Here is a 20,241-nt window from a genome sequence, read left to right as displayed (position 1 = left end):
ACGCCGCAGCCCCATGAGCTTCAACTCTACGACCTTGCCCTCACGCCCCGAGACGGTGCCCGCCGAATTCGTATGAACCGGACACCCCGGTGGAGCGAACCGGACCACGAACATCGCGAGCACGGGTGCGACCATGAGCGCATGACCACCGGAGCCGGCGAAGAGCAGGCGGCGGCACTGCCCGCCGTGGCGCGCGAGATCGAGGAGTTCATCGGAGCGGAGGGCTGGGACCAGCCCGCCCAGATATTCGCCCTCGTGCCCACCAGTGAGCTGCTCGCCGCCGAACCCGACCTGGCCGAGCAGCTCGACTCGGAGGCGGCCCTGACTCCCGTCGCCCAGGAGTCGCTGCCGGCCGAGGACCTCGCCGAGGCGCTGGCACGGGTCAGCTGGCCCGATCAGGTCACGGGGTGCGCACTGTTCCAGGAGATCGTCGTGCTGCCTCCCGAGGCGGAGTCGGCACTGCCCGACGAGGACGAGGCCGCCAGGACGATGGCCGCCGAACACCCCGACCGGCAGGAGGCCAGGCTGGTCGCGGCCGTGCTCCGCAACGGTGACGAAACCTGCGTGATGCGGCTGCGCGACGGGGCGAACGAGGACGAGCTCGTTCAGGACACCTCACTGGCGCCGAACCTGCTGCAGGCCCTCCGCGACACGTTCAATCCCTGATCAACGCCGGAGGCGGACGTCAGCACAGGGGTGGCCGCTGACCGTTGTTCAGCGCCTCCAGTGCCCTCGTCGCGTCGTCCAGCGTGTTCACCCGCACCAGCTTCATCCCCTCCGGTGCCTGTGCCTCGGCCGCCGCGCAGTTGTCCGACGGTGTCAGGAACACCGTGGCACCGGCTTCGGCGGCCTTGGCTATCTTGAAGCCGATCCCGCCGATCGGCCCGACCTGGCCCTGCGGGGTGATCTCCCCGGTACCGGCGACGAACTCACCGCCGGTGAGCTTGCCCGGCGTCAACTTGTCGGTGATCGCCAGCGCGAACATGAGTCCGGCCGAGGGGCCACCGACGTCGGGCAGGCTGATGTCGACGGTGAAGTCCACCGCGGGCCGCGATCCCGGTTTGACGCCGAGGAAGCCCCGCGGCTCACCGTCGGCCGGCCGGGGCAGGTCAGCGGGACGCTCGGCCAGGCGAACGGTCGCGGAGCGGGGTGGTTCCCCGCCGTGCCGGAACAGCACGGTGACCCGGCCCCCCGGCCGGTCGTCCCGCAGCGCGGCGCTGACCGAGTCGGGATCGGTGACCTGCTGACCGTCGATCGACAGCAGCTGATCACCGGCCCCGATGACCCCCTCGGCCGGACTGTCGGCCACGATCTCCTCGGCGATCACCTTCGTCGGGTAGCCGAGGTGGTGCAGTGCCGCGGTCTTGGCGGTGGTCTGCGAGCTCCGGAACGCCTTGGCGTTCTTCTTCTCGACCTGCTTCTCGGTCTTGCCCGGGGGGAAGTAGACCTCGCGGGGAGCGAGCGCGTAGCTACCGCTGGTCCACAGTGCGAGCGCGCCGAACAACGAGATCCGGTCGGTCACCGCGACCGTGGTCATGTTCAGGTGCCCGGTCGTCGGGTAGGTCTTGTGTCCCTGGATCCGTACTACCGGCCGGGAACCTTGGGCACCAAGCGTGTCGTGGGTCGGCCCCGGACCGAGCGCCACGTAAGGTACTCGGACGAAGGCCCCGAGTAGCCCGAAGGCGACAACCAGCACGACACTCGTCAGCAGCGTCCACGTTCGGCGGGTCACGGCACGCCACCCTACGTGCCGACGCCGTGGCGGACGGCCGGAGGCGCCCCGGCAGGCGAAAAGCCCGTTTCGCCGAGCGCGAGCAGCCCCGGGCTGGGACTGTCGGGCGGAACGGCTCCGCGTACGCTGGAACCATGAGTGATGTGCCGTTCGGGTTCGGCTCCAACGACCCCAACAACGAGGATCCCGACGATCGCGACAAGCGCGACTCCTCGCAAGGTGGATCGGGTGGTTCGGAAAGCGGCGCCGGTGGTTCCGGCAACGCGGGCCAGTTCCCCGGTTTCGGGGGGATGCCCGGGTCCGGCGGTATGCCGAACTTCGACATCGGCGCGCTCGGCCAGATGCTGACCCAGCTCGGTCAGGCGCTGAGTCACTCCGGCGGCGGCCAGGGCGAGGGGCCGGTCAACTACGACCTGGCCAAGCAGCTCGCCGTTCAGCAGCTGCACAGCAACGAGCGCACCGAGCGTCCGAAGCAGGAGCAGGTCAAGGCCATCGAGGACGGGGTCCGGCTGGCCGAGATGTGGCTGGATCCCACCACGGCGCTTCCCGCGGGTACCCAAGCGGTGCAGGCGTGGTCGTCGGTGGACTGGGTGGAGAAGACGCTGCCCACGTGGCAGCGGCTGTGCGATCCGGTCGCCCAGCGCGTCTCCCAGTCCTGGTTGGAGGCCATGCCGGAGGAGGCCAAGCAGGCCGCCGGCCCGCTGATGTCGATGCTCGGGCAGATGGGCGGGCTGACTTTCGGCTCCCAGCTCGGCAACGGGCTCGCCCAGCTCGGCGGTGAGGTGCTGACCACGACCGACATCGGACTGCCGCTCGGTCCGGAGGGCACCGCCGCCCTGCTGCCCGCCAACGTGAACCGGTTCGTCGAGGGGCTCGACCGCCCGGCCAGTGAGGTCACGGTCTTCCTCGCCACTCGCGAGGCCGCGCACCACCGACTGTTCAGCCACGTGCCGTGGCTGCGGCAGCGGCTGTTGGCCACCGTCGAGGAGTACGCCAGCGGTATCCGGGTCGACACCTCCTCGCTGGAGGACCTCGCCAGCAAGATCGATCCCAGCGATCCGAGCTCGATGCAGGAACTGATGAGCTCCGGGATGCTGGAACCGCAGACCACGCCCGAGCAGCAGGCGGCTCTCAACCGGCTGGAGAACCTGCTCGCGCTCGTCGAGGGCTGGGTCGACGTCGTCGTCGCCGACGCGGTCGACGAGCGGCTGCCGGGCGCCGAGGCCCTGAGCGAGACGATCCGGCGACGCCGCGCCAGTGGCGGTCCCGCCGAGCAGACCTTCGCCACCCTGGTGGGCCTGGAACTGCGTCCGCGCAGGTTGCGCGCCGCGTCCTCGCTGTGGCGCCTGCTGACCGAGCGTTACGGAGTGCAGAGCAGGGACCAGGTCTGGGACCACCCCGATCTGCTTCCCTCCGCGGAGGACCTGGACGAGCCGCTGGACTTCGCCGACAGGTGGGGCGGCGGCAGCCACGAGGACCTCGAGGACCCGATCGCGGCGATCCGCCGGACCGAGGCCCAGGAGCGCGAACAGAGCAATACCGACGAGGAGTCGAACCGGGACGGCGAGGAGTCGAACCGGGACGGCGAGGAGTCGAACCGGGACGACGGAGACGACGAGAACGACCGGTGAGTCCCGCGAGCTCTCAGGAGTCGGATCCGGTCGCTCCGTCGAGCTCGTCGTCCAGGTCGAGGTTCGCGGCCGCGGAGAGCCCCTCCAGGTAGCCGATGGCACGCTCGGTCTTCGGGTAGCGGTCGACCCACTTCCAGAAGTCCGCTCCGTGCCCCGGCTCCAGTAAGTGGGCGAGCTCGTGCACCAGCACGTAGTCGAGCACCCACGAGGGGACATTGCGCAGCCGCCTGCTCACGCGGATGGTGGCCGTTCCCGGTGTGCACGAAGCCCACCGCGTGCGCATCGGCGCCACCCAGCGGATCCCCTCCGGCACGGCTCGTCCGTCGAGGTAGGCCTCCGACAGATCCCGACAGCGCGCGGCGAGGGCTTCGTCGGAGTAACGTGCCGAGGATCGGCGACGGGTCTCACTGCGGCGCAACCGGCTGAGCATGTCGGCGACCCAGTGCTCCTCCTCCGCCTCGTCCATGCTCGCGGGAAGCAGCACGACCACCGTGCCGCCGTCCCGGTACGCACTCACCGTCCTGCGCCGGCGTTTGCTGCGACGCACCTCCACCTGCGGTTCAGCGCTCTGCCCCTTCACGCTGCGGCACTCTAGTTGTGCCTCCCCGCGGCGTTGGTCCGGGCCTACCTCCCTCCCGCCCTGTGACCGTTTATCTCCGGTGGGTGGTTCCCCGGTTTCGCGCGAGACCGCCACACCCCTCCATCGCAAGCGACTACTTGCTGTAGTCACCGATGGACTACTCCATTAAGCCGAAAGTGCGATACGTCGTGCGTAGGTATGCGGGGCGTTCCACGGGTACTGTTTCCCCAGCACGAGGCGGGACTCGTGTCACCGTCACCACGGCGGCGAACGACCACGGACAACGGGAGGGACAACCATGGCCGAGACGTACAACGGCTACTGTGTGAAGTGCCGGGAGAAGCGGGACTTCTCCGGTGAGGTCTCGGAAACCAACGGCCGACGCATGGCCAAGGGGACGTGTCCCGTCTGCGGCACGAAGATGACCCGCATTCTCGGCAAGTCGTCCTGACAACGCACTTTCCGTACGCCTGAGCCCGCCACAACTGCGTGCTCAGCCACTAACATGTGGTAGGGACCTTCCCCGACGGGACGGCCCCATCCCAAGCTGTGCGGGAAGGAGAATTCGTGACCGACATGCCCCGCCGTGCGGCACAGCGCACCGCCAAACTTGCCAGCCTGCCTCTGGGGGTCGCGGGAAGGGTGGCCGCCGGCTGGGGCAGACGGCTGACCGGCCAGGACTCCGAGGAGATCAGCGCCGATGTCTCGGCCCGAACCGCCGAGCAACTGTTCGCGGTCCTCGGGGAGCTCAAGGGCGGCGCCATGAAGTTCGGGCAGGCGCTGAGCGTGTTCGAGGCGGCCGTGCCCGACGAGATGGCCGAGCCCTATCGCGAGGCGCTGGCCAAGCTGCAAGCCGCGGCGCCCCCGATGTCGGAGCACGACGTGCGGCGCATGCTCGACGAGCAGCTCGGCAGTGCCTGGCCACAGCGGTTCGCCGAGTTCGACGAGACCCCGGCCGCGGCGGCCAGCATCGGTCAGGTGCACCGGGCACGGTGGCACGACGGCCGCGAGGTCGCGGTCAAGATCCAGTACCCCGGCGCCGACGAGGCGCTGCGCTCGGACCTGCGCCAGCTCATGCGCTTCTCCCGGTTGTTCCAGTCACTGGCTCCCGGTGCCGAGGTGAAGCCACTGCTGGGGGAGTTGCAGGACCGGATGGTCGAGGAGCTCGACTATCGCGACGAGGCCGAGTACCAGCGCACGTTCGCCGCCGCGTTCGAGGGGGACGAGCAGGTGCGAATCCCCCGGGTCGTGGCCAGCTCGCCGAAGGTCATGGTCACGGAGTGGGTGACGGGCACACCGTTCTCGGAGATCATCAACGAGGGGACCCGCGAGCAGCGCGACGAGGCGGGGCGGCTGCTCAGCGAGTTCCACTTCTCCTCGCCGGCCAGGTCCGGGCTGCTGCACGCCGACCCCCACCCCGGCAACTTCATGCTGCTGCCGGACGGACGGCTGGCGGTGATCGACTTCGGCGCGGTGGCCCGGCTCCCGGACGGGTTACCCGTCACGATGGGCCGGATGCTGCGGCTGGCTTACGAGGACCGCTCGGAGGAGTTGCTGGAGCTGTTGCGCGCCGATCGCTTCGTGCACACCGACTCCACGCTGCGGGCCGAGGACGTGCAGGCCTATCTCGGTCCGTTCGTGGACCCGGTGCGCACCGAAACGTTCCACTTCACCCGCTCGTGGATGCAGTGGCAGGCCGACCGGGTGGGTGACCTGCGCAGCCCGGAGTTCCGGACCGGGCGGTCGCTGAACCTGCCCCCGGACTACCTGCTGATCCACCGGGTGACGCTGGGAGCGACCGGCATCCTCTGCCAACTCGACGCGGAGGTCGCCGCTCGGGAGATCATCGCCACCTGGCAGCCGGGCTTCGTCGACGAGTGAGCCTCACCCGCGCGGCCGGGTGCCGACGTGCACCGTGTTCGCTGTCAGGTAGTACACGTCGTCGCGATGACCGACGTAGTGCTGACCGTCGACGTCGAGCAGCTGGTCGACGACTTCCGCGTCCTCGTTCCAGCCCTCCGTCCGGGCCGTTTCGCGCATCCCCTCCAGGCGCCGGACCACAACGTCGAGCGCGGGCCCGGACAGCGGTGCCGGACGGTCGATCAGGTAGCTCCACGAGTGCACTCGCTCCAGGCCGGACGCCGTCAGTGCCGCGGGCCAGCCCGTCGGGAGCCGGGTCGCACCGGGCATGTCGGCACGCATTCGCCGGAACCACTCGTCACCGGCCGCGGCCAGCCTTCCTTCCAGACCCGGAGCGCCGAGACCCACGTCCCAGGGCAGTACGCGCGTCGGCAGGCCGAACTCGACGATGGCCAGTCGTCCGCCGGGCCGCACGAGCGCGGACAACCGGCGTATGCCGGCGGCCTGGTCGGGCAGGTGATGCACGGCGAAGGAGGCGAAGACGAGATCGGCGGGTTCGGCGGCCGTACGGACCTCGTCGGTCGCCGCGTCGACCTCGGCGGTGCGGACCTCCGCCCCGGGAGCCGTTTCGTGAACGTGCTCAACGGCGGCGGTGAGCAGTTCCGGGGCGGAATCCACCAGGGTGACGACACCGCCCGCGGGCAGGGCGGCGGCGAGGGCCGCCGCCGAACCACCGGCACCCGATCCGATGTCGACGACCGTGCGGTCGGCGGGAAGCAGCAGTTTTTCGGCGAGCGCCGCGGTCTCCGGCGCCGTCAGGGCATCGGTCTCCCTGAGCTGGCGCAATCGCGTGTCCCAGTCGATCCCGTCGGATGAATGCGAGTGCACGTGTCCCATCACCGGAGGAGCTTACGGCGTCGTGGCGCCGAGAACCCGACGGTGGTACCGCCTTCCGCCCGGCACCGCGACGACCGCGGATTTCGCGGTTTCGCGCGAAACCGCGAAAACACGAGTTCGCGCGAAACCGTAGTCGCCGGTCATGCCACGCGCTCCTGCCCCTCACGTACCGCGCCCGAGTTCTGCGGATTCTTGCGCGGACGGCCGCGCGCACGCTTACGCGCGATCACGGCCCCCCGCTCGAAGATCTCTCCACCCCAGACTCCCCACGGCTCTCCCCTGGACAGTGCTCCGGCCAGGCATTCGACCTTGATCGGGCAGTCGGCGCAGAGGGCCTTGGCCCTGTCGAGTTCGGTCGGGGTCTCGGCGAACCACAGATCCGGGTCGCGGCGGCAGGGTAGCTCGTCACCCGAGCTCAGAGCACTGTCGAGCAGTTCGGCCACCGGTTCACCGCACTGCTCGGCTTCGGTCCCGCCCGATACCGGGACACTGGTGAACGACAAAACACTTCCTCCTGTCTGTATCGATGTGCTGGGCGGGTCTCGACGCAGAATCCGGGCGCGACAAAAAGGCCGCGGACCCGACTCCTGCGGGTCCGCGGCCTGGAGAGAACATGCCTGCTCCTGGTCAGGAGATCAGGGACTTCGTTTCCGCACGAACCGGCAGGAGCTCGTCTCGGGGGACGCGTGGAACCCACGCTGGCGCACGAGAGCGTGGCCATAGCCGGAATCTTCACCGTGAATCCCGCACAAAGCGGTGACTCCGGACACGAGGTGCCCCGGAGCCGTCGGCATCATCATGTCGAGCATCTCGGGGTCACCTCCTTCCACTGAGTTCCGCACCGGGATGACAGTGATCCGGCACGGGGCTTCTCGGCCTGGCACTCGTAGATTATGGCCGCGGCGATGTCCGCCGCAACCGATTTTTCACCACGACCCCCGAATGGAGGTAAAAATCTTGCTCCCGCAGCGCAGCGGCCTACTCGCCGCTGACCAGCTCGAACACCTCGGCACCGAAACGCTCCAGCTTGGTGGCTCCGACGCCCGGGATCGCCGTCAGCGCGGCCGAGTCACCCGGGCGTTGCTCCGCGATCGCCAGCAGGGTCGCGTCGGTGAACACCACGTAGGCCGGCACCTGGAGCTCACGCGCCCGCTGGCTGCGCCAGGCGCGTAGCTTGGCCAACAGTTCCTGGTCGGCGTCGGAAGGGCACTCCGCGCACCGCCCCAGCTTGATGTCCTTGGTGTTGACCAGCCGGTTGCCGCACAGTCGACAGGTCGGTTTGTCGGCCTTGGACTTGCCGGAGGAACCCGAGCGTCGTGCGGTCTGGGCGGGCAGTGCGGCCGGATGTCCTTCGGGCACCAGCGAGTGGACGAATCGGCTGCGCTTGCGGTGGCGGCGGCCACCCGCGGACCTGGACAGCGCCCAGGACAGCGTCAGGTGTTCCCGCGCACGCGTCACGCCCACGTAGAGCAGCCGGCGCTCCTCCTCGACCGCCGCGTCGTTGCCGTCCGCGTGCTGGATCGGCAACGTGCCGTCGACGACCCCGACCAGGAACACCGCGTCCCACTCCAGCCCCTTGGCCGAGTGCAGCGAAGCCAGCGTCACGCCCTCCACCGTCGGCGGATGCTGTGCCTCCGCCCGCATGTCCAGCTCGGCCACGTACCGCGCGAGCCCGGCTTCCGGCACCGTCGCGGCCAGTTCCTCGGCCAGCTCGACCAGCGCGCTCAGCGACTGCCACCGTTCCCGCGCGGCTCCGCCTTCCGGAGGCCGCGTCGTGAGACCGAGCTCGGACAGCACCGCGCGCACGTTCGCGGGCAGGTCCTCACCCGACAGGTCGTCACGCGCCGCGGCGCCGCGCAGCGACACCATCGCCTGCCGCACCTCGTTGCGCGCGAAGAACCGCTCGCCCCCGCGTACCTGGTACGGGATGTCGGCGTCCGACAACGCCTTTTCGTAGACCTCCGACTGCGCGTTGACCCGAAACAGCACGGCGATCTCGGACAGCGCCACGCCCTGCTGGGCCAGCGCCGCGATCCGGTGCGCGACGGCTTCGGCCTCGGCGGGCTCGTCGTCGTACTCGGCGAAGTCCGGCTTCGGTCCGTCCGCGCGTTGTCCCACCAGGCGCAACCGGGTACCGGCCGGCCGTCCCTGCGCGGCGTCGATGACCTCGTTGGCCAGCGACACGACCTGCGGTGTGGAACGGTAGTCGCGTTCCAGGCGCACCACGGTGGCCTCCGGGAAGCGGCGCGGGAACCCGATCAGCCACTTCGGCGCGGCACCGGCGAAGGAGTAGATGGTCTGGTTCGCGTCACCGACCACCGTGAGGTCGTCCCTGCCGCCCAACCACGCGTCGAGGACGCGCTGTTGCAGCGGGTTGACGTCCTGGTACTCGTCGACGACGAAGGAGCGGTAACGGGACCGGAACTCCTCGCTGACCTCGGGGTGATCCTCCAGGATCGCGGCCGTGTGCAGCAGCAGATCGTCGAAGTCGAGGACGCGTGCCTCGTTCTTGAGCTGCTCGTAGACCTCGAAGGCCTTGGAGAGCTGGTCGGCGACCACCGGTGTGGGACGCCCCAGTTGCGTCGTGACCTTCGAGTACTGCTCCGGACCGACCAGCGAGGCCTTCGCCCACTCGATCTCGGCGATCACGTCGCGCACGGATTCCTTCTCCGTGGACATGCCGAGTCGATGCGCGGCCTGCATGACCAGCCGGAACTTGTTGTCCGTCAGCGGCCACACGGAGCCGTCGAGCACGCGCGGCCAGAAGTAGCGCAGTTGGCGGAACGCCGCGGCGTGGAAGGTCTGCGCCTGCACCCCGCCGGCCCCCAACGCGCGCAGCCGCGTGCGCATCTCCCCGGCCGCTCGGGCGGTGAACGTCACCGCCAACACCTGTTGGGGAACGACCAACCCGCGCTCCACGAGGTGGGCGATGCGGTGGGTGATCGTGCGGGTCTTTCCGGTGCCCGCACCCGCCAGCACGCACACCGGGCCGCGCGGGGCCGTGACCGCCTCGCGCTGCTCGGGATCCAGTCCTTCCAGCAGTCGCGGTAGTTCGGCCATGCCCGCATCCTCGCAGAGGACCACCCGCACTCAGCCGCACACCCTGCACACGGATCCGCGTGTCGGCGGGGATCCTTGACTCGAGGATGTGGCCGCGAACACAGTGGAGTGCTCCGACACCTGCTTCCCGGGAGCCTCGATGATCCTGCCCCACGACCTGATCGGTTCGGGAGAACGCAGGGTCCTGGTCCTGCACGGCTGGCTCGGCGACCGCACGAGTTTCGGCCCGATCCGCCCGTATCTGGACACCGGGTCGTTCAGCTACGCGCTGGTCGATCAGCGCGGCTACGGCGAAGCCCTGAAGCAGGAGGGCGAGCACTCGGTCGCCGAGGCAGCGGCCGACGTCCTCGACACCGCGGAGGAGCTCGGCTGGGATCGTTTCTCCCTCGTCGGCCACTCGATGGGCGGCATGGTGGCCCAGCACGTGTTGGTCAGCGCGGACGAGCGCGTGGAGGCCGTCGTCGGCATCTCTCCGGTACCCGCGTCGGGGGTGCCGTTCGACGAACGGAGCCGGCACCTGTTCGAGGGCGCGGACGAGTCCCCCGACCAGCGCAGGGCGATCATCGACCTCACCACCGGGAACCGACTACCCGCCGTCTGGCTGGACATGATGGTGGACCGCTCGCTGCGCCGCACCGACAAGGTCGCCTTCCGTCGCTTCCTCGACTCCTGGTCGCGAACGGACATCCACGAGCGGATCGAGGGCAACACCACGCCGGTGCTGGCGCTGGCGGGAGCCCACGATCCGGCGCTGTCGCCCGAGGTCATGACCGACACCTGGCTGCGGTGGTACCCCAACGCCGAGCTGGAGGTCTTCGCCGACGCCGGGCACTACGCGCCCGACGAGGTCCCCCTTTCCCTGGTATCGAGCATGGAGGCGTTCCTCGCACGATGACCGAGGCACTGATCGACGTCTTCGACCCGAGGCACTACGCGCGGGGCATCCCCCACGAGGGCTTCCGTCGGCTGCGCGAGCACGATCCGGTGAGTTGGCAGGAAGAGCCCGCCGTCGGTGTCTGGCCCGCCGGGACCGGATTCTGGGCGGTGACCCGCTATGACGACGTCGTGCGGGTGCTGAAGTCGCACGCCGAGTTCTCGTCGTGGGTCGGAGCCACCCAGATTCGCGATCCCGATCCGGCGGACCTGCCGTTCATCCGCAGAATGATGCTCAACCTCGATCCGCCCGAGCACGGCAAGCTGCGACGGATCGTCAGCCGCGCCTTCACCCCACGCCGCATCGAGCGCTTCCGTTCCAACGTGGCCACGCGGGCGCGACGACTGGTCGACGCGGTGATCGAACGCGGCGAGTGCGACCTGCCCACGGAGGTCACCGACGACTTCCCGCTGCTCAACCTCGCCGATCTGCTCGGTGTTCCCGAGTCGGACCGGAGCATGCTGCTGGAGTGGACCAACAGGGTGATCGGGTACCAGGACCCGGAGCACTCCGCCACCGAACTCGACTCCGACGGCGAACCGGTCAACCCCCGGTCACCGGCGATGCTGGCGGACATGTTCGGGTACGCGCGCCAACTCGCCGAGTACAAGCGGCGCGTTCCGGACGACGACGTGATGACCGCGCTGGCCACTGCCGAAGTCGACGGCAGGAAGCTGACCGAGGCCGAGCTGGAGATGTTCTTCTTCCTGCTGTCGGTGGCGGGCAACGACACGGTTCGCAGCGCCCTGCCCGGCGGGATGCTGGCCTTCGCCGAGCACCCCGAGCAGCACCGACTGCTGCTGCGTGAACCCGAGCTGTTGGACACCGCGATCGAGGAAACCCTGCGCTACCACCCTCCGGTGCTCACCTTCCGGCGCACGGCGGCCGTCGACACCGAGCTCGCGGGGCAGCCCATCGGTGCGGGCGACAAGGTGGTGGTGTTCCACTGCTCGGCGCACTTCGACGAGGACCGGTTCGCCGAGCCCCGGCGCTTCGACATCCGCCGCCGGCCCAACGAGCACGTCGCCTTCGGCAACGGTCCGCACGTCTGCCTCGGTGCCCACTTCGCCCGACTGCAACTGCGCGCGTTCCACTCCGAAGCCCTGTGGCGCATGACCGACCTGCGAACCACCGGACCCGTCCAACGCCTGGTCTCGAACTTCATCCACGGCATCAAGCACCTGCCCGTCCGGTTCACCCCCGGCCCCCGCCTCACGACCGGGTGATGCACTCACTTTCGAGTGGTGATCCTGGACGCGGCCAGGGGATAACGTGAGTACGCGCTGGTTTGTGCTCATGGCAGAGCACGCAGCACAGCTGGCCGCTGTCCTCTGGGAACAGGTTCGCGAAGAGCTGGCCATTACCCCCGAACGACAGGACGAGGCGCGGCGGGTCACGGGGGCTTACGTCACCGGGGACCGGCTGGGCGAGCTGCGCAAGCAGGCCGGGATCACGCAGGTCGAGCAGGCGAAGGCCATGGCATCGGACAGCCACGGGTCGGCGCGATCGAGCGTGGCGACATCGACACGCTGACCGTGGCCAGTGTCCGCGCCCACGTGGAGGTGCTGGGCGGCAGCGTGCGCATGGTGGCGCACCTCGACGACACCGACGTCACCCCGCGGGTGCCCGAATCCGCCGCCTGAGCGGGGGCAATTTTCGTGGAAATCGCCCCCCGGTGCTCAGTCGTTCCAGTAGGCCCAGCCGCGGAGCATCCGGTAGGCGATGGAGACTCCCGGCGGGAGTCGTAGCCCCCGCACCGGCCCGTCGGCCTCCAGCGCCTCCCGAATGTGGTCCCGGTGCATCCACCGGGCCTCGGCGATCTCGTCCTCGGCCAGGCGCAGCTCTACCGCGGGATCGGCGATCGCGGCGAAGCCGAGCATCAGCGAGCGCGGGAACGGCCACGGCTGGCTGCCCAGGTAGCGCACGTCGCTCACGGCGAGACCGACCTCCTCGGCCACCTCACGCCGCACGCACCCCTCCAGCGACTCCCCTACCTCGACGAACCCGGCCAGCACGGAATAGCGCTCGGGAGGCCACTTGGTCTGACGCGCCAGCAGCACCAGGTCGCCGCCGTCGTGAACCAGGCAGATCATCGACGGGTCCGTGCGCGGGTACTCCTCCCGGTCACATCCGGTGCACCGGCGCGCCCGGCCCGCCTGCACACGCCTGGTCGTCGCCCCGCACACCGCGCAGTAGCGCGCCTTGTCGTGCCAGCCGAGCAACCCGACGGCGGTGGTCAGCAGACTCGCGTCGGTGTCGTCGAGCAATCCGCCCGCGGAGCGCAGATCCCGCCAGGTGTCCTGTTCCTCGTCCGGCTCGGTGCGCAACGCCCAGTAGCTCGTCTCACCCCGGACAGCGAGGAGCACGGCCCCGGCCACCGGCTGCGAGCCGTACTCCTTCGCGGGGACGCACACCAGCCGGTCGTCCGCGATGAGCGGGGTGCGACCGCGGGCATCGACCCGCACGACCAGTCCGTTGCCCCACAGCGCCGTCTGGTCCAGGGTGTCCCACCGCGGCTCCGCGAGGTCCGCCGTGGGCCGGGAGAGCAGCGGAGTGCTGTCCAATTGGAACCCGACCACGGCGTGCTGTCCGGAACACGTCGTCACGGCAGCGCCACCCCGCCGAGCGAACGCAGCGGTTCGCCGATCTTGTCGGCATCGCCGACGATCACTCCGGTGAACGCCGTCGGCGCGTAATAACGCGTCGCCTCGACGACCTCCTCGCGGGTCACCGCACGAAGCCGATCGGGATGGGCGCTGAGCCACTCCTGCCCCAGCCCCAGGGCCGCGAGCGCGGAGAGCATGGAGGCCAACCCGGACTGCGAGGAGACCGAGGTGAGCAGGCTGCCGATCGCGTACTGGCGCGCGGACTCCACCTCGGAGTCGGTCGGTGGGACCGCGACGAGTTTGCCGAGCTCGTAGCGGGTCTCCAGCAAAGCCGCCGCCGTGACCTCGCTGGCGGTGTCGGCGTCGACCATGATGGTGCCCCCCGACGAGGTGAACTCGAACGTGGAGTGCGCACCGTAGGTGTAGCCCTTGTCCTCGCGGATGTTTTCCACCAGCCGCGAGGAGAAGTAGCCGCCGAAGGCGAGGTTGGCGATCTGCAGCGCCGGGTACCGCGAATCGGTCCGGGGCAGCCCCTGGGACGACAGCCGCAGTTGGGACTGCACCGCACCCTCGCGGTGCACCAGCCGCAGGTCCCCTCCCCGCACGGCCGGGAGTTCGGGCAGCTCCCGCGCGGACTCGTCCGAGTACCAGCCGGACAGCGCGCGGGCGACGTCGGCCACGGCCCGCTCCGGGTCGATGTCGCCGACGAGCACCAGCGTCGCACCGCGGGGCAACACGGACCGGCGGTGCAGCTCGCGCACGTCCTCGGCGGTGACCCTGGCGACATCGGCGGCTTCCGGGACCTCCCGCACGAAGGGGTGGTCACCGTAGCGGTGGCGCTGCAGCTCCTCGCGGGCGATGGTGCGTGGCTGCGACCGCGCGACCGCGATCCGCTCGACCAGCCGGTCACGTTCACCGGCGACCTCGTCGTCACGGTAGACCGCACCGGTCAGGGCGTCGGCCAGCACGTCGAGCAGGGTGTCCGTACCGCTCGCCAGCGATTCGCCGGAGATGCTGAGCCGCTCGGGGTCCACCACGGCGTGCAGCTCGCCACCGACCGCGGCCAGATCGGTGTCGACGCGCACGCGGTCCCTGCTCTCGGTGCCGGTGAGCAGGGTCTCGGCCAGCACCTCGGCCTTGGCCGGATGCAGCGTGTCCTGGCCGGCGAAGGGGATGCGCAGTCGCATCTCCACCATCGGCACCGCGCCGTGGCGGGCGGCGACGACGCGCAGCCCGTTGGCGAGCACGGTGTCCACCGTCTCCGGCGACTGCCCGCTGCGCGGGGTGTCCAGTGGAGGCAGCGGGCGAGGCCCGAACTCGGTGCGACCGATCTCCTCGGCGCTGCGGTGAGTTGCCCGGGTCATGCCGTACCTCCGGCGGTGTTCGTCTCGCTTGCGGGTTCGAGCTCCAGCACGGCCCTGGCGTCCGGGCGCAGTGCCTTGGCGGCCGCGGCCACGTCCTGTGTGGTGATCCCGTCGACGCGCCCGGGCAGCTCGGAGATCAACTCCGCGCGGCCGTGGATCAGCTCCGCGCTGCCCAGATCGAGGGTGCGGGAGACCAGCCGGTCGTGCTCGCGGTGCAGTCCGGCCGACCAGCGCGCGGTCACCCGCGCGAGCTCGTCGGCGTCCGGGCCCTCGGAGGCCAACCGGTCCAGCTCCTCGTCGACGGCACCGATCACGCGCTCGGAACCGGCCTCGGGAGTGTGGATCGCGGTGACCGTGAACGTGTCGGGGTCCCGGGCGTCCAGCGGGGCGCCCATGAGTCCGCATCCGGCCTGGATGTCCACGACCAGGGAGTCGCGGTGGACCATCCGCTGTTGCAGCCGGGAGGAGTCGCCGTCGGAGAGCACGGAGGCCAGCACGACGTTGGCCAGGTAACCGTCGAGTTCGTGCACCGGATCGGGCAGCCGGTAGCCGAGAGCCACGGCGGGCAACGGCGCGTGCGGATCGGGGTGGTGGTCGTGCAGCTGCTGGGCGGGGAACGGTTCGCCGAACGACGGGCGCTCGGTGACCGAACGCCCCGGCACGTCGCCGAAGTGCTTGTGCACCAGCTCGGTGGCCTGGTCGACGTCGAAGTCACCGGTCAGCGTGAGCACGGCGTTGCCGGGCGCGTAGAAGGTGTCGAAGAACGCGGCGCAGTCGTCGACGGTGGCCCGTTCCAGGTCGGTGAAGTCGCCGTAGCCGTTGTGGGCGTTGGCGAAGGTCGAGTACAGCACCGGCGGCAGCAGGATCCAGGGGAACCCGCCGTAGGGGCGGTTGAGGACGTTGAGCCGGATCTCCTCCTTGACCACGTCCACCTGGTTGCGCAGGTTCTCCTCGGTCAGCTTCGGCGCACGCATCCGGTCGGCCTCCAGGAACAGCCCCCGCTCCAGCGCGTTGGAGGGCAACACCTGGAAGTAGTCGGTGTAGTCCTGGTGCGTCGAACCGTTGAAGATGCCGCCGGAACCCTGCACGTGCCGGAAGTGAGCCAGTTTCTCCAGGCTCTCGCTGCCCTGGAACATCAGATGTTCGAACAGGTGCGCGAATCCGGTACGGCCTTCGGGCTCGGAACGAAAGCCCACGTCGTAGTGCACGCTGAGCCCGACCACCGGCGGACCGCCGGGGGCGTTCGGAGCGAGCACCACGCGCAACCCGTTGGGCAGGGTGACGCGATGCAGTTGCGGTTCGACCATGGCACCAGCCTACGTGCGACCCCTGATGTGTCGTTGAACACCTAGCGCAATCTCGGCGTGTCGGCAGGTGAGCCGAGAACGGTGACGGCTCACGAGCCGAGACGCCACCGTCCCAGCGGTCGGTCACCCCGGAGCGTCCGCACCCCGACCCGCCATGTCCTCGGAGGGCAGGGCGTACACGCGGTCGGCCAGGTCGGAACGCCCGGCCTCCTTGAAGATGGCGTTCAGCCGCCGGACCAGGTAGTCGCGCTGGGCCGGATCCGCGTCGGTGACGTAGTCGTCGACCACGCGACCCACGCTGTCGGCCTCGTCTCCCGGCGCGGGTTCCAGCACGTCACGGAGCTGCTGGAAGTTCCGGGCCGTCTCGAGCAGCCGCTCCGGCTTGTCCTGGTTCTCGGCGAACCACCACGCCGTGGCACGCGTCGGATCGGTGAGCAGCTCGCGCAGTCGCTGCTCCTCCACCCGGCGCTGCTGCCCCTGCCAGGAGGCGACCAGCTGCCGCCGCCGCGCTTCGTCGCGCCGCTCGACGGCCTCGACCAGTTCCGGATCGGCCTCGACGGCGACGCAGTGCGCCCACGCCTGCACCCCCGTTTCCGGGACTTCACGAGGCCGGCAGAACTCCGTTTCGAGCTCATCGCGGAGTTCGTCCCGCCGAGCCAGCGTGTAACGGGCGGCGATCGACTCCGCCCGCCGGCGTATCCCCTCCCGGGCGATGGGGTGCGCCGCCGAGGCGAGCTGGCCGCCGTTGGTCCGGTAGCACCCGACGTGGACCCGAACGTCGAAGCTCAACGGGTCGTCGGCGCTGACCAGCCGCAGCGTGTCGTTCGGCTCCGGATGGTGCCACGCCGGCACGGCACCGAGCTGGCTCTGCCTGCGCAGGGCGTCTCCGTTCCGGGCTTGGATCGCCCACTGCCTGCGCAGGTGACGCTCCTCCCACCAGGCACGCAGCTGCTGCCACCACTGCGGAGTCGTCATCGTCATCACTCCCCTTCCGGGTTCGTTCGGAGGTCCCGTCTCACGCGCGCAGCGGGTCGACCTCGTCCAGCCGCGTCCACATCTGCTGGACGACGTCACCGAGCGGATCGGTCCCCGGGGCTTCGGAGGAAGGCGTGGCGATCCGGCTCGCGTAGTACAACCGCTGGATCCGGTGCGGCTGGTGCTCGGTGGCCTCCACGAGTACTTCCACCATCCGCTCGCGAACCGTCTCCGGTACCGACGTCGCGGGCCGCAACCACGCCGCGAGCACCCTGCGGCTCTCCTCCAGCGGCATGTCGTCGAGCGCCCGCCGCCAGAAGATCCGGACTTCGGCCGCATCGATGAAATCAGGCGACAGGGCGTCACCCTCGACAGCGAGGGCGAGTACTGCATCGATGCCCTCGGCCAACGTCGCCAACCGGATCGGCTCGGCCCGGTCGAACCACTCCGCGAGGTAGCGCAGGAAACCGGGCGGCCCGAGGTGCCCGGCGATGCTGGTCAGAGCCTCCACCACGGCCGCGTGCACCGCCTCGTTCTCGCTCGCCGCCAGGAGCTTCAGCCGGGTCAGCGCCACGCGCGGGAACTCCACGCTCATCGCACCGCCGCACACCTCGGCCACGACCAAGCCCAATTCGGGCGAAGTGCCGCGCTGAGCCCAGTCGTAGAGCTTGTCCCGCACGTGGCGCCCGGTCGTCGCATCGAGGGCAGTGTTGGTCAGCAACCGGACCGCGATCGAACGCCGCGCACCGTCGAACCCGCCCACCGCTCCGGCGGAGCTTCCCCCTTCGGGCGTCGCCCACCTCCTGGCGAGGTCGATGGCCACGCGCGATCCGGTCACCCTGGCCAGCTCGGTGGTCCGGTCGGCCACCCGCTCCAGGTCCCGTCGGTGCAACCCGCCGACCCGCAGCTCGGCCATCCAGTCCCGGATGGACCTCCGCAGCATCGGGTGTTCGCTCCAGAAGTGCCGCAGCACCGACTCCCCGTAGTGGGGACGTTCGAAACGGCTCCGCTCCACGTCGAAGACCGTGCTCCCGAGTTTTCGCAGGGTGGTCACCACACCCGGCCGCAGCAGCGATTCGGCCTCCGGCGGACGGTGCTCCAGACGCCGCAGCAACCGGTCCGAGGCCGCGACGATCTGCTGGGGTCGAGCTCCTTCCAGCAGGGCCGCCGCGAGCAGCAGACTCAGCCACTCGACGTCCTCCTCCTGCTGGTGCGCCGCGATCTCCTCGCGGAGAGCGCCCGACCAGTCCTCGACCACACCGCATGCCTGCCGAGCGAGTTCGGCGGAGTCCGTCTCTCCCCTCTCGGCGATCTCGGAGACCCAGCACGCCAGCTCGGTCGCCCGTGGCGGCCACGCCTGTTCGAGGTAGGCGGTCAGTCGCGACTGCTCGAGAAGGTCAGCCGAGTCGTCGACACCACGCAGATGCCGGGACAGCACCTCGGGGGCCGGTGGCCTGCCCAGCTCGTGGGCCCGTGCCGGGAACTCGTCGTCGAACCGGCGTCGCTGACCGTGCGGGAGAAGGAGCACCAGGTAGCCGTTCCGGGGCTCCAGTTCCTCCACGAAGGACGTCAGGCCATTGCACACCCTGTCGACGGCGGAGTCGAGGGCGTCACGCAGATCCAGGATCACCAGGCAGGGACGCGTCTCGCGCAGGAGCGTTTTCGCGGTCAGGCGGAAGTCGCGGTCCACCAGCTCCTTGCACACCACGAGGTCGGGAACCGAACGCTTCCGGACCTCGTGTGCGAGGCGAAGCGCCGCCGCCTCGTGTCCGGCCCGGTCGACCGGCGCGGTGATCGCGAGGTGACGACGTGAGGTGAGCACCCGGTATGCCGAGCGCTCCTCCGGTTCGAGCAACCCCTGCGGGACGACGTAGTTCTCGGCCGATTTCCGCAGTGCGTCGGCGTCCCACTCCCGACGGCGCGCTCCCGGATCGGCCGAGCGCGCCACCTCCAGGATCTCCTCCGCCGAGGAGTACAGGTTGAACTCGGGGGAGTTGATCCGCTTGTCCCGGGAGTGGTCGACCTCCTTCGCCACGGTGACGCCCGAACCGGAGATCGAGTCGACCGCGACACTGTCACCCCGGGCGCTCACGTCGTGGTGGTCTCCGACGGACTCCTGCGGCGCCTCGTCGGTTTCCCGCGGTGCTGCGGCGGATTCCGGGAACGCCTCCAGCACCTGCTCGGGAACGAGCATGCCGTGGTCGTCCACGCGTCCCTGATGGCCTCCGTCGGGATCGAGCAAGTCCGCCACGCCGTCGTCGTTCACCGCTGACCTCCCGATTCGTCGTCACGCGCGGTCCCGACACGACGGCCGGCCGATGGTCCGAAGTTGCCGTCACCGCCCATGCCGAAGTTCCCCGAGAACTCCTGCTTTCCGGAGGACTGGTCCACGGTGTGGCCGACCGTGGTGCCGGGGCCGGTCGCGGAACCGACCGCCACGGAACCGTGGGTGGCCCTGTTCCCGTGATCCCCGAACGAACCCACGTGCCCGCCCTGCACCACGTTGCCGCCGTCCACGTCGCCACCGGTGTTCGTCGTGGTCCCGTGCTGAGGTGCGGCGGACGTGTCGACCGGCTCCTCGTGCTCCTCGGGCTGACCGCGCAGCAGACCGTGCACGAGCAGGTCCCCGGACGGCACGGGCACCCGGAGGTAACCCGTCCCCCGGTAGTCCTTACCGGCGACCTCCAGGGGTGCCACCACGAACTCGCTCGGACGCCGGACCGAGTGACCGGCACGCACGACGCGCTCCATGACCTCCTCGGACACGACCGTGCCGAGGAAGGTGACCCCCGGGTCGGATTCCTCCAGCAGAGCCCTGACCTGCGGCGCATCGACGGCCCGGTGGGTATCGATCATGACCTTGCCCGCGGGTGAGTCCGCCAGCAGGCTGTCGAAGTCCTGGAGCGGCCCCGCGTGCACGCTCGCGCGCAGCCGCAGGGACATGCCCTCTGCTCTCAGGCTCCGCCCCCACGAGCGCAGCTCGGACTGCAGGGCGTCCAAGTAGAAGTCGACCACCCTGGCGAGCAGCCCCGGGTCGAAGCCGAACAGGTAGCCGTCACCCCGGTGAGCCGGAAAACGGCGACCGTTCCACAACGCCTCCGTCCCGCTGCGCGCCGCCGCCTTCTCCAGCACCCGCGGGACCAGGCCCGCCAGTCGCTTCTGCCGCACGTCGTCGTGCGCGCTGAACCCCTCAGCGTCGACCACGAGCACTCCCAGGTACTCGCCCGGCCCGTGGTGGTGCGTCTCGGAATCGGTGTCCATCGCTTCCTCCGTCGTCGTCGGACTGCCGAGACCA

The 20,241-nt window shown here is 69.9% G+C and carries 18 protein-coding genes; 7 read left to right on the top strand and 11 right to left on the bottom strand.

The window, feature by feature from the left end; all coding sequences use genetic code 11:
- Positions 1-141 precede the first annotated feature (141 nt).
- The gene (locus tag FHX42_RS01785; protein WP_182542422.1) at positions 142-666 is read left to right on the top strand and encodes a PPA1309 family protein; all 525 of its coding nucleotides are present in this window, start codon (positions 142-144) and stop codon (positions 664-666) included.
- 19 nt (positions 667-685) lie between these two features.
- Here FHX42_RS01785 and FHX42_RS01780 read toward each other — a convergent pair whose 3' ends face one another.
- The gene (locus FHX42_RS01780) at positions 686-1,732 is read right to left on the bottom strand and encodes a YlbL family protein (RefSeq protein ID WP_182542421.1); all 1,047 of its coding nucleotides are present in this window, start codon (positions 1,730-1,732) and stop codon (positions 686-688) included.
- Positions 1,733-1,866: 134 nt separating this feature from the next.
- Between FHX42_RS01780 and FHX42_RS01775 the strand changes: the two genes are divergently transcribed.
- Positions 1,867-3,363, top strand: a complete 1,497-nt coding sequence (locus FHX42_RS01775) for a zinc-dependent metalloprotease (RefSeq protein WP_182542420.1) — start codon at positions 1,867-1,869, stop codon at positions 3,361-3,363.
- Between the two features lie 13 nt (positions 3,364-3,376).
- Here FHX42_RS01775 and FHX42_RS01770 read toward each other — a convergent pair whose 3' ends face one another.
- The gene (locus FHX42_RS01770; protein ID WP_182542419.1) at positions 3,377-3,943 is read right to left on the bottom strand and encodes a M48 metallopeptidase family protein; all 567 of its coding nucleotides are present in this window, start codon (positions 3,941-3,943) and stop codon (positions 3,377-3,379) included.
- Between the two features lie 298 nt (positions 3,944-4,241).
- On the opposite strand from FHX42_RS01770, the gene FHX42_RS01765 reads away from it, so the two are divergent.
- On the top strand, positions 4,242-4,394 hold the full coding sequence (locus FHX42_RS01765) for a DUF5679 domain-containing protein (RefSeq protein WP_182542418.1): 153 nt from the start codon (positions 4,242-4,244) through the stop codon (positions 4,392-4,394).
- A gap of 125 nt (positions 4,395-4,519) precedes the next feature.
- Positions 4,520-5,824 (top strand): ABC1 kinase family protein, encoded by a 1,305-nt coding sequence (locus FHX42_RS01760; RefSeq protein WP_220479737.1) that lies wholly within the window; start codon positions 4,520-4,522, stop codon positions 5,822-5,824.
- Positions 5,825-5,827: 3 nt separating this feature from the next.
- On the opposite strand, the gene FHX42_RS01755 is transcribed toward FHX42_RS01760, so the two are convergent.
- The 3 genes from FHX42_RS01755 to FHX42_RS01745 form a co-directional block, all read right to left on the bottom strand.
- Positions 5,828-6,700, bottom strand: a complete 873-nt coding sequence (locus FHX42_RS01755; protein WP_220479735.1) for a class I SAM-dependent methyltransferase — start codon at positions 6,698-6,700, stop codon at positions 5,828-5,830.
- A 140-nt stretch (positions 6,701-6,840) separates the two neighbouring features.
- Positions 6,841-7,203 carry a WhiB family transcriptional regulator gene (locus tag FHX42_RS01750; RefSeq protein ID WP_220479429.1) on the bottom strand — a complete coding sequence of 121 codons (363 nt, stop codon included), beginning with the start codon at positions 7,201-7,203 and terminating at the stop codon, positions 6,841-6,843.
- A 475-nt stretch (positions 7,204-7,678) separates the two neighbouring features.
- The gene (locus FHX42_RS01745) at positions 7,679-9,760 is read right to left on the bottom strand and encodes an ATP-dependent DNA helicase UvrD2 (protein WP_182542415.1); all 2,082 of its coding nucleotides are present in this window, start codon (positions 9,758-9,760) and stop codon (positions 7,679-7,681) included.
- 139 nt (positions 9,761-9,899) lie between these two features.
- On the opposite strand from FHX42_RS01745, the gene FHX42_RS01740 reads away from it, so the two are divergent.
- The 3 genes from FHX42_RS01740 (at position 9,900) to FHX42_RS01730 (ending at position 12,227) form a co-directional block, all read left to right on the top strand.
- The gene (locus tag FHX42_RS01740) at positions 9,900-10,655 is read left to right on the top strand and encodes an alpha/beta hydrolase (protein ID WP_182542414.1); all 756 of its coding nucleotides are present in this window, start codon (positions 9,900-9,902) and stop codon (positions 10,653-10,655) included.
- Positions 10,652-11,920 carry a cytochrome P450 gene (locus FHX42_RS01735; RefSeq protein ID WP_182542413.1) on the top strand — a complete coding sequence of 423 codons (1,269 nt, stop codon included), beginning with the start codon at positions 10,652-10,654 and terminating at the stop codon, positions 11,918-11,920. The genes FHX42_RS01740 and FHX42_RS01735 overlap by 4 nt, the downstream gene beginning before the upstream one ends.
- 70 nt (positions 11,921-11,990) lie before the next feature.
- A complete protein-coding gene (locus FHX42_RS01730; protein WP_182542412.1) occupies positions 11,991-12,227 on the top strand; it encodes a hypothetical protein in 237 nt (78 codons plus the stop codon).
- Positions 12,228-12,373: 146 nt separating this feature from the next.
- Here the strand turns inward: FHX42_RS01730 and nudC are convergent, their stop codons facing one another.
- From nudC to FHX42_RS01700, 6 genes are all read right to left on the bottom strand, one after another.
- Entirely contained in the window at positions 12,374-13,300 is a 927-nt protein-coding gene (gene nudC, locus FHX42_RS01725) for an NAD(+) diphosphatase (RefSeq protein ID WP_328795841.1), read from the bottom strand.
- Positions 13,297-14,664 carry a M16 family metallopeptidase gene (locus FHX42_RS01720; RefSeq protein WP_182542411.1) on the bottom strand — a complete coding sequence of 456 codons (1,368 nt, stop codon included), beginning with the start codon at positions 14,662-14,664 and terminating at the stop codon, positions 13,297-13,299. Before FHX42_RS01720 ends, nudC begins: the two co-directional genes overlap by 4 nt.
- On the bottom strand, positions 14,661-15,971 hold the full coding sequence (locus FHX42_RS01715) for a M16 family metallopeptidase (RefSeq protein WP_182542410.1): 1,311 nt from the start codon (positions 15,969-15,971) through the stop codon (positions 14,661-14,663). Before FHX42_RS01715 ends, FHX42_RS01720 begins: the two co-directional genes overlap by 4 nt.
- Positions 15,972-16,094: 123 nt before the next feature.
- Complete coding sequence (locus FHX42_RS01710) at positions 16,095-16,946, bottom strand: hypothetical protein (RefSeq protein WP_182542409.1); 852 nt, start codon at positions 16,944-16,946, stop codon at positions 16,095-16,097.
- A 40-nt stretch (positions 16,947-16,986) separates the two neighbouring features.
- Positions 16,987-19,212, bottom strand: a complete 2,226-nt coding sequence (locus FHX42_RS01705) for a hypothetical protein (protein WP_182542408.1) — start codon at positions 19,210-19,212, stop codon at positions 16,987-16,989.
- A complete protein-coding gene (locus FHX42_RS01700) occupies positions 19,209-20,207 on the bottom strand; it encodes a hypothetical protein (protein WP_182542406.1) in 999 nt (332 codons plus the stop codon). The genes FHX42_RS01705 and FHX42_RS01700 overlap by 4 nt, the downstream gene beginning before the upstream one ends.
- Between the last annotated feature and the right edge of the window lie 34 nt (positions 20,208-20,241).

Origin of the sequence: Halosaccharopolyspora lacisalsi, assembly GCF_014137975.1 — a bacterium.
In the GTDB taxonomy this organism is placed as follows: Bacteria; Actinomycetota; Actinomycetes; order Mycobacteriales; family Pseudonocardiaceae; genus Halosaccharopolyspora; species Halosaccharopolyspora lacisalsi.
The sequence above is the reverse complement of the archived record's forward strand: the minus strand, read 5'-3'. Positions and strand labels throughout refer to the sequence as shown.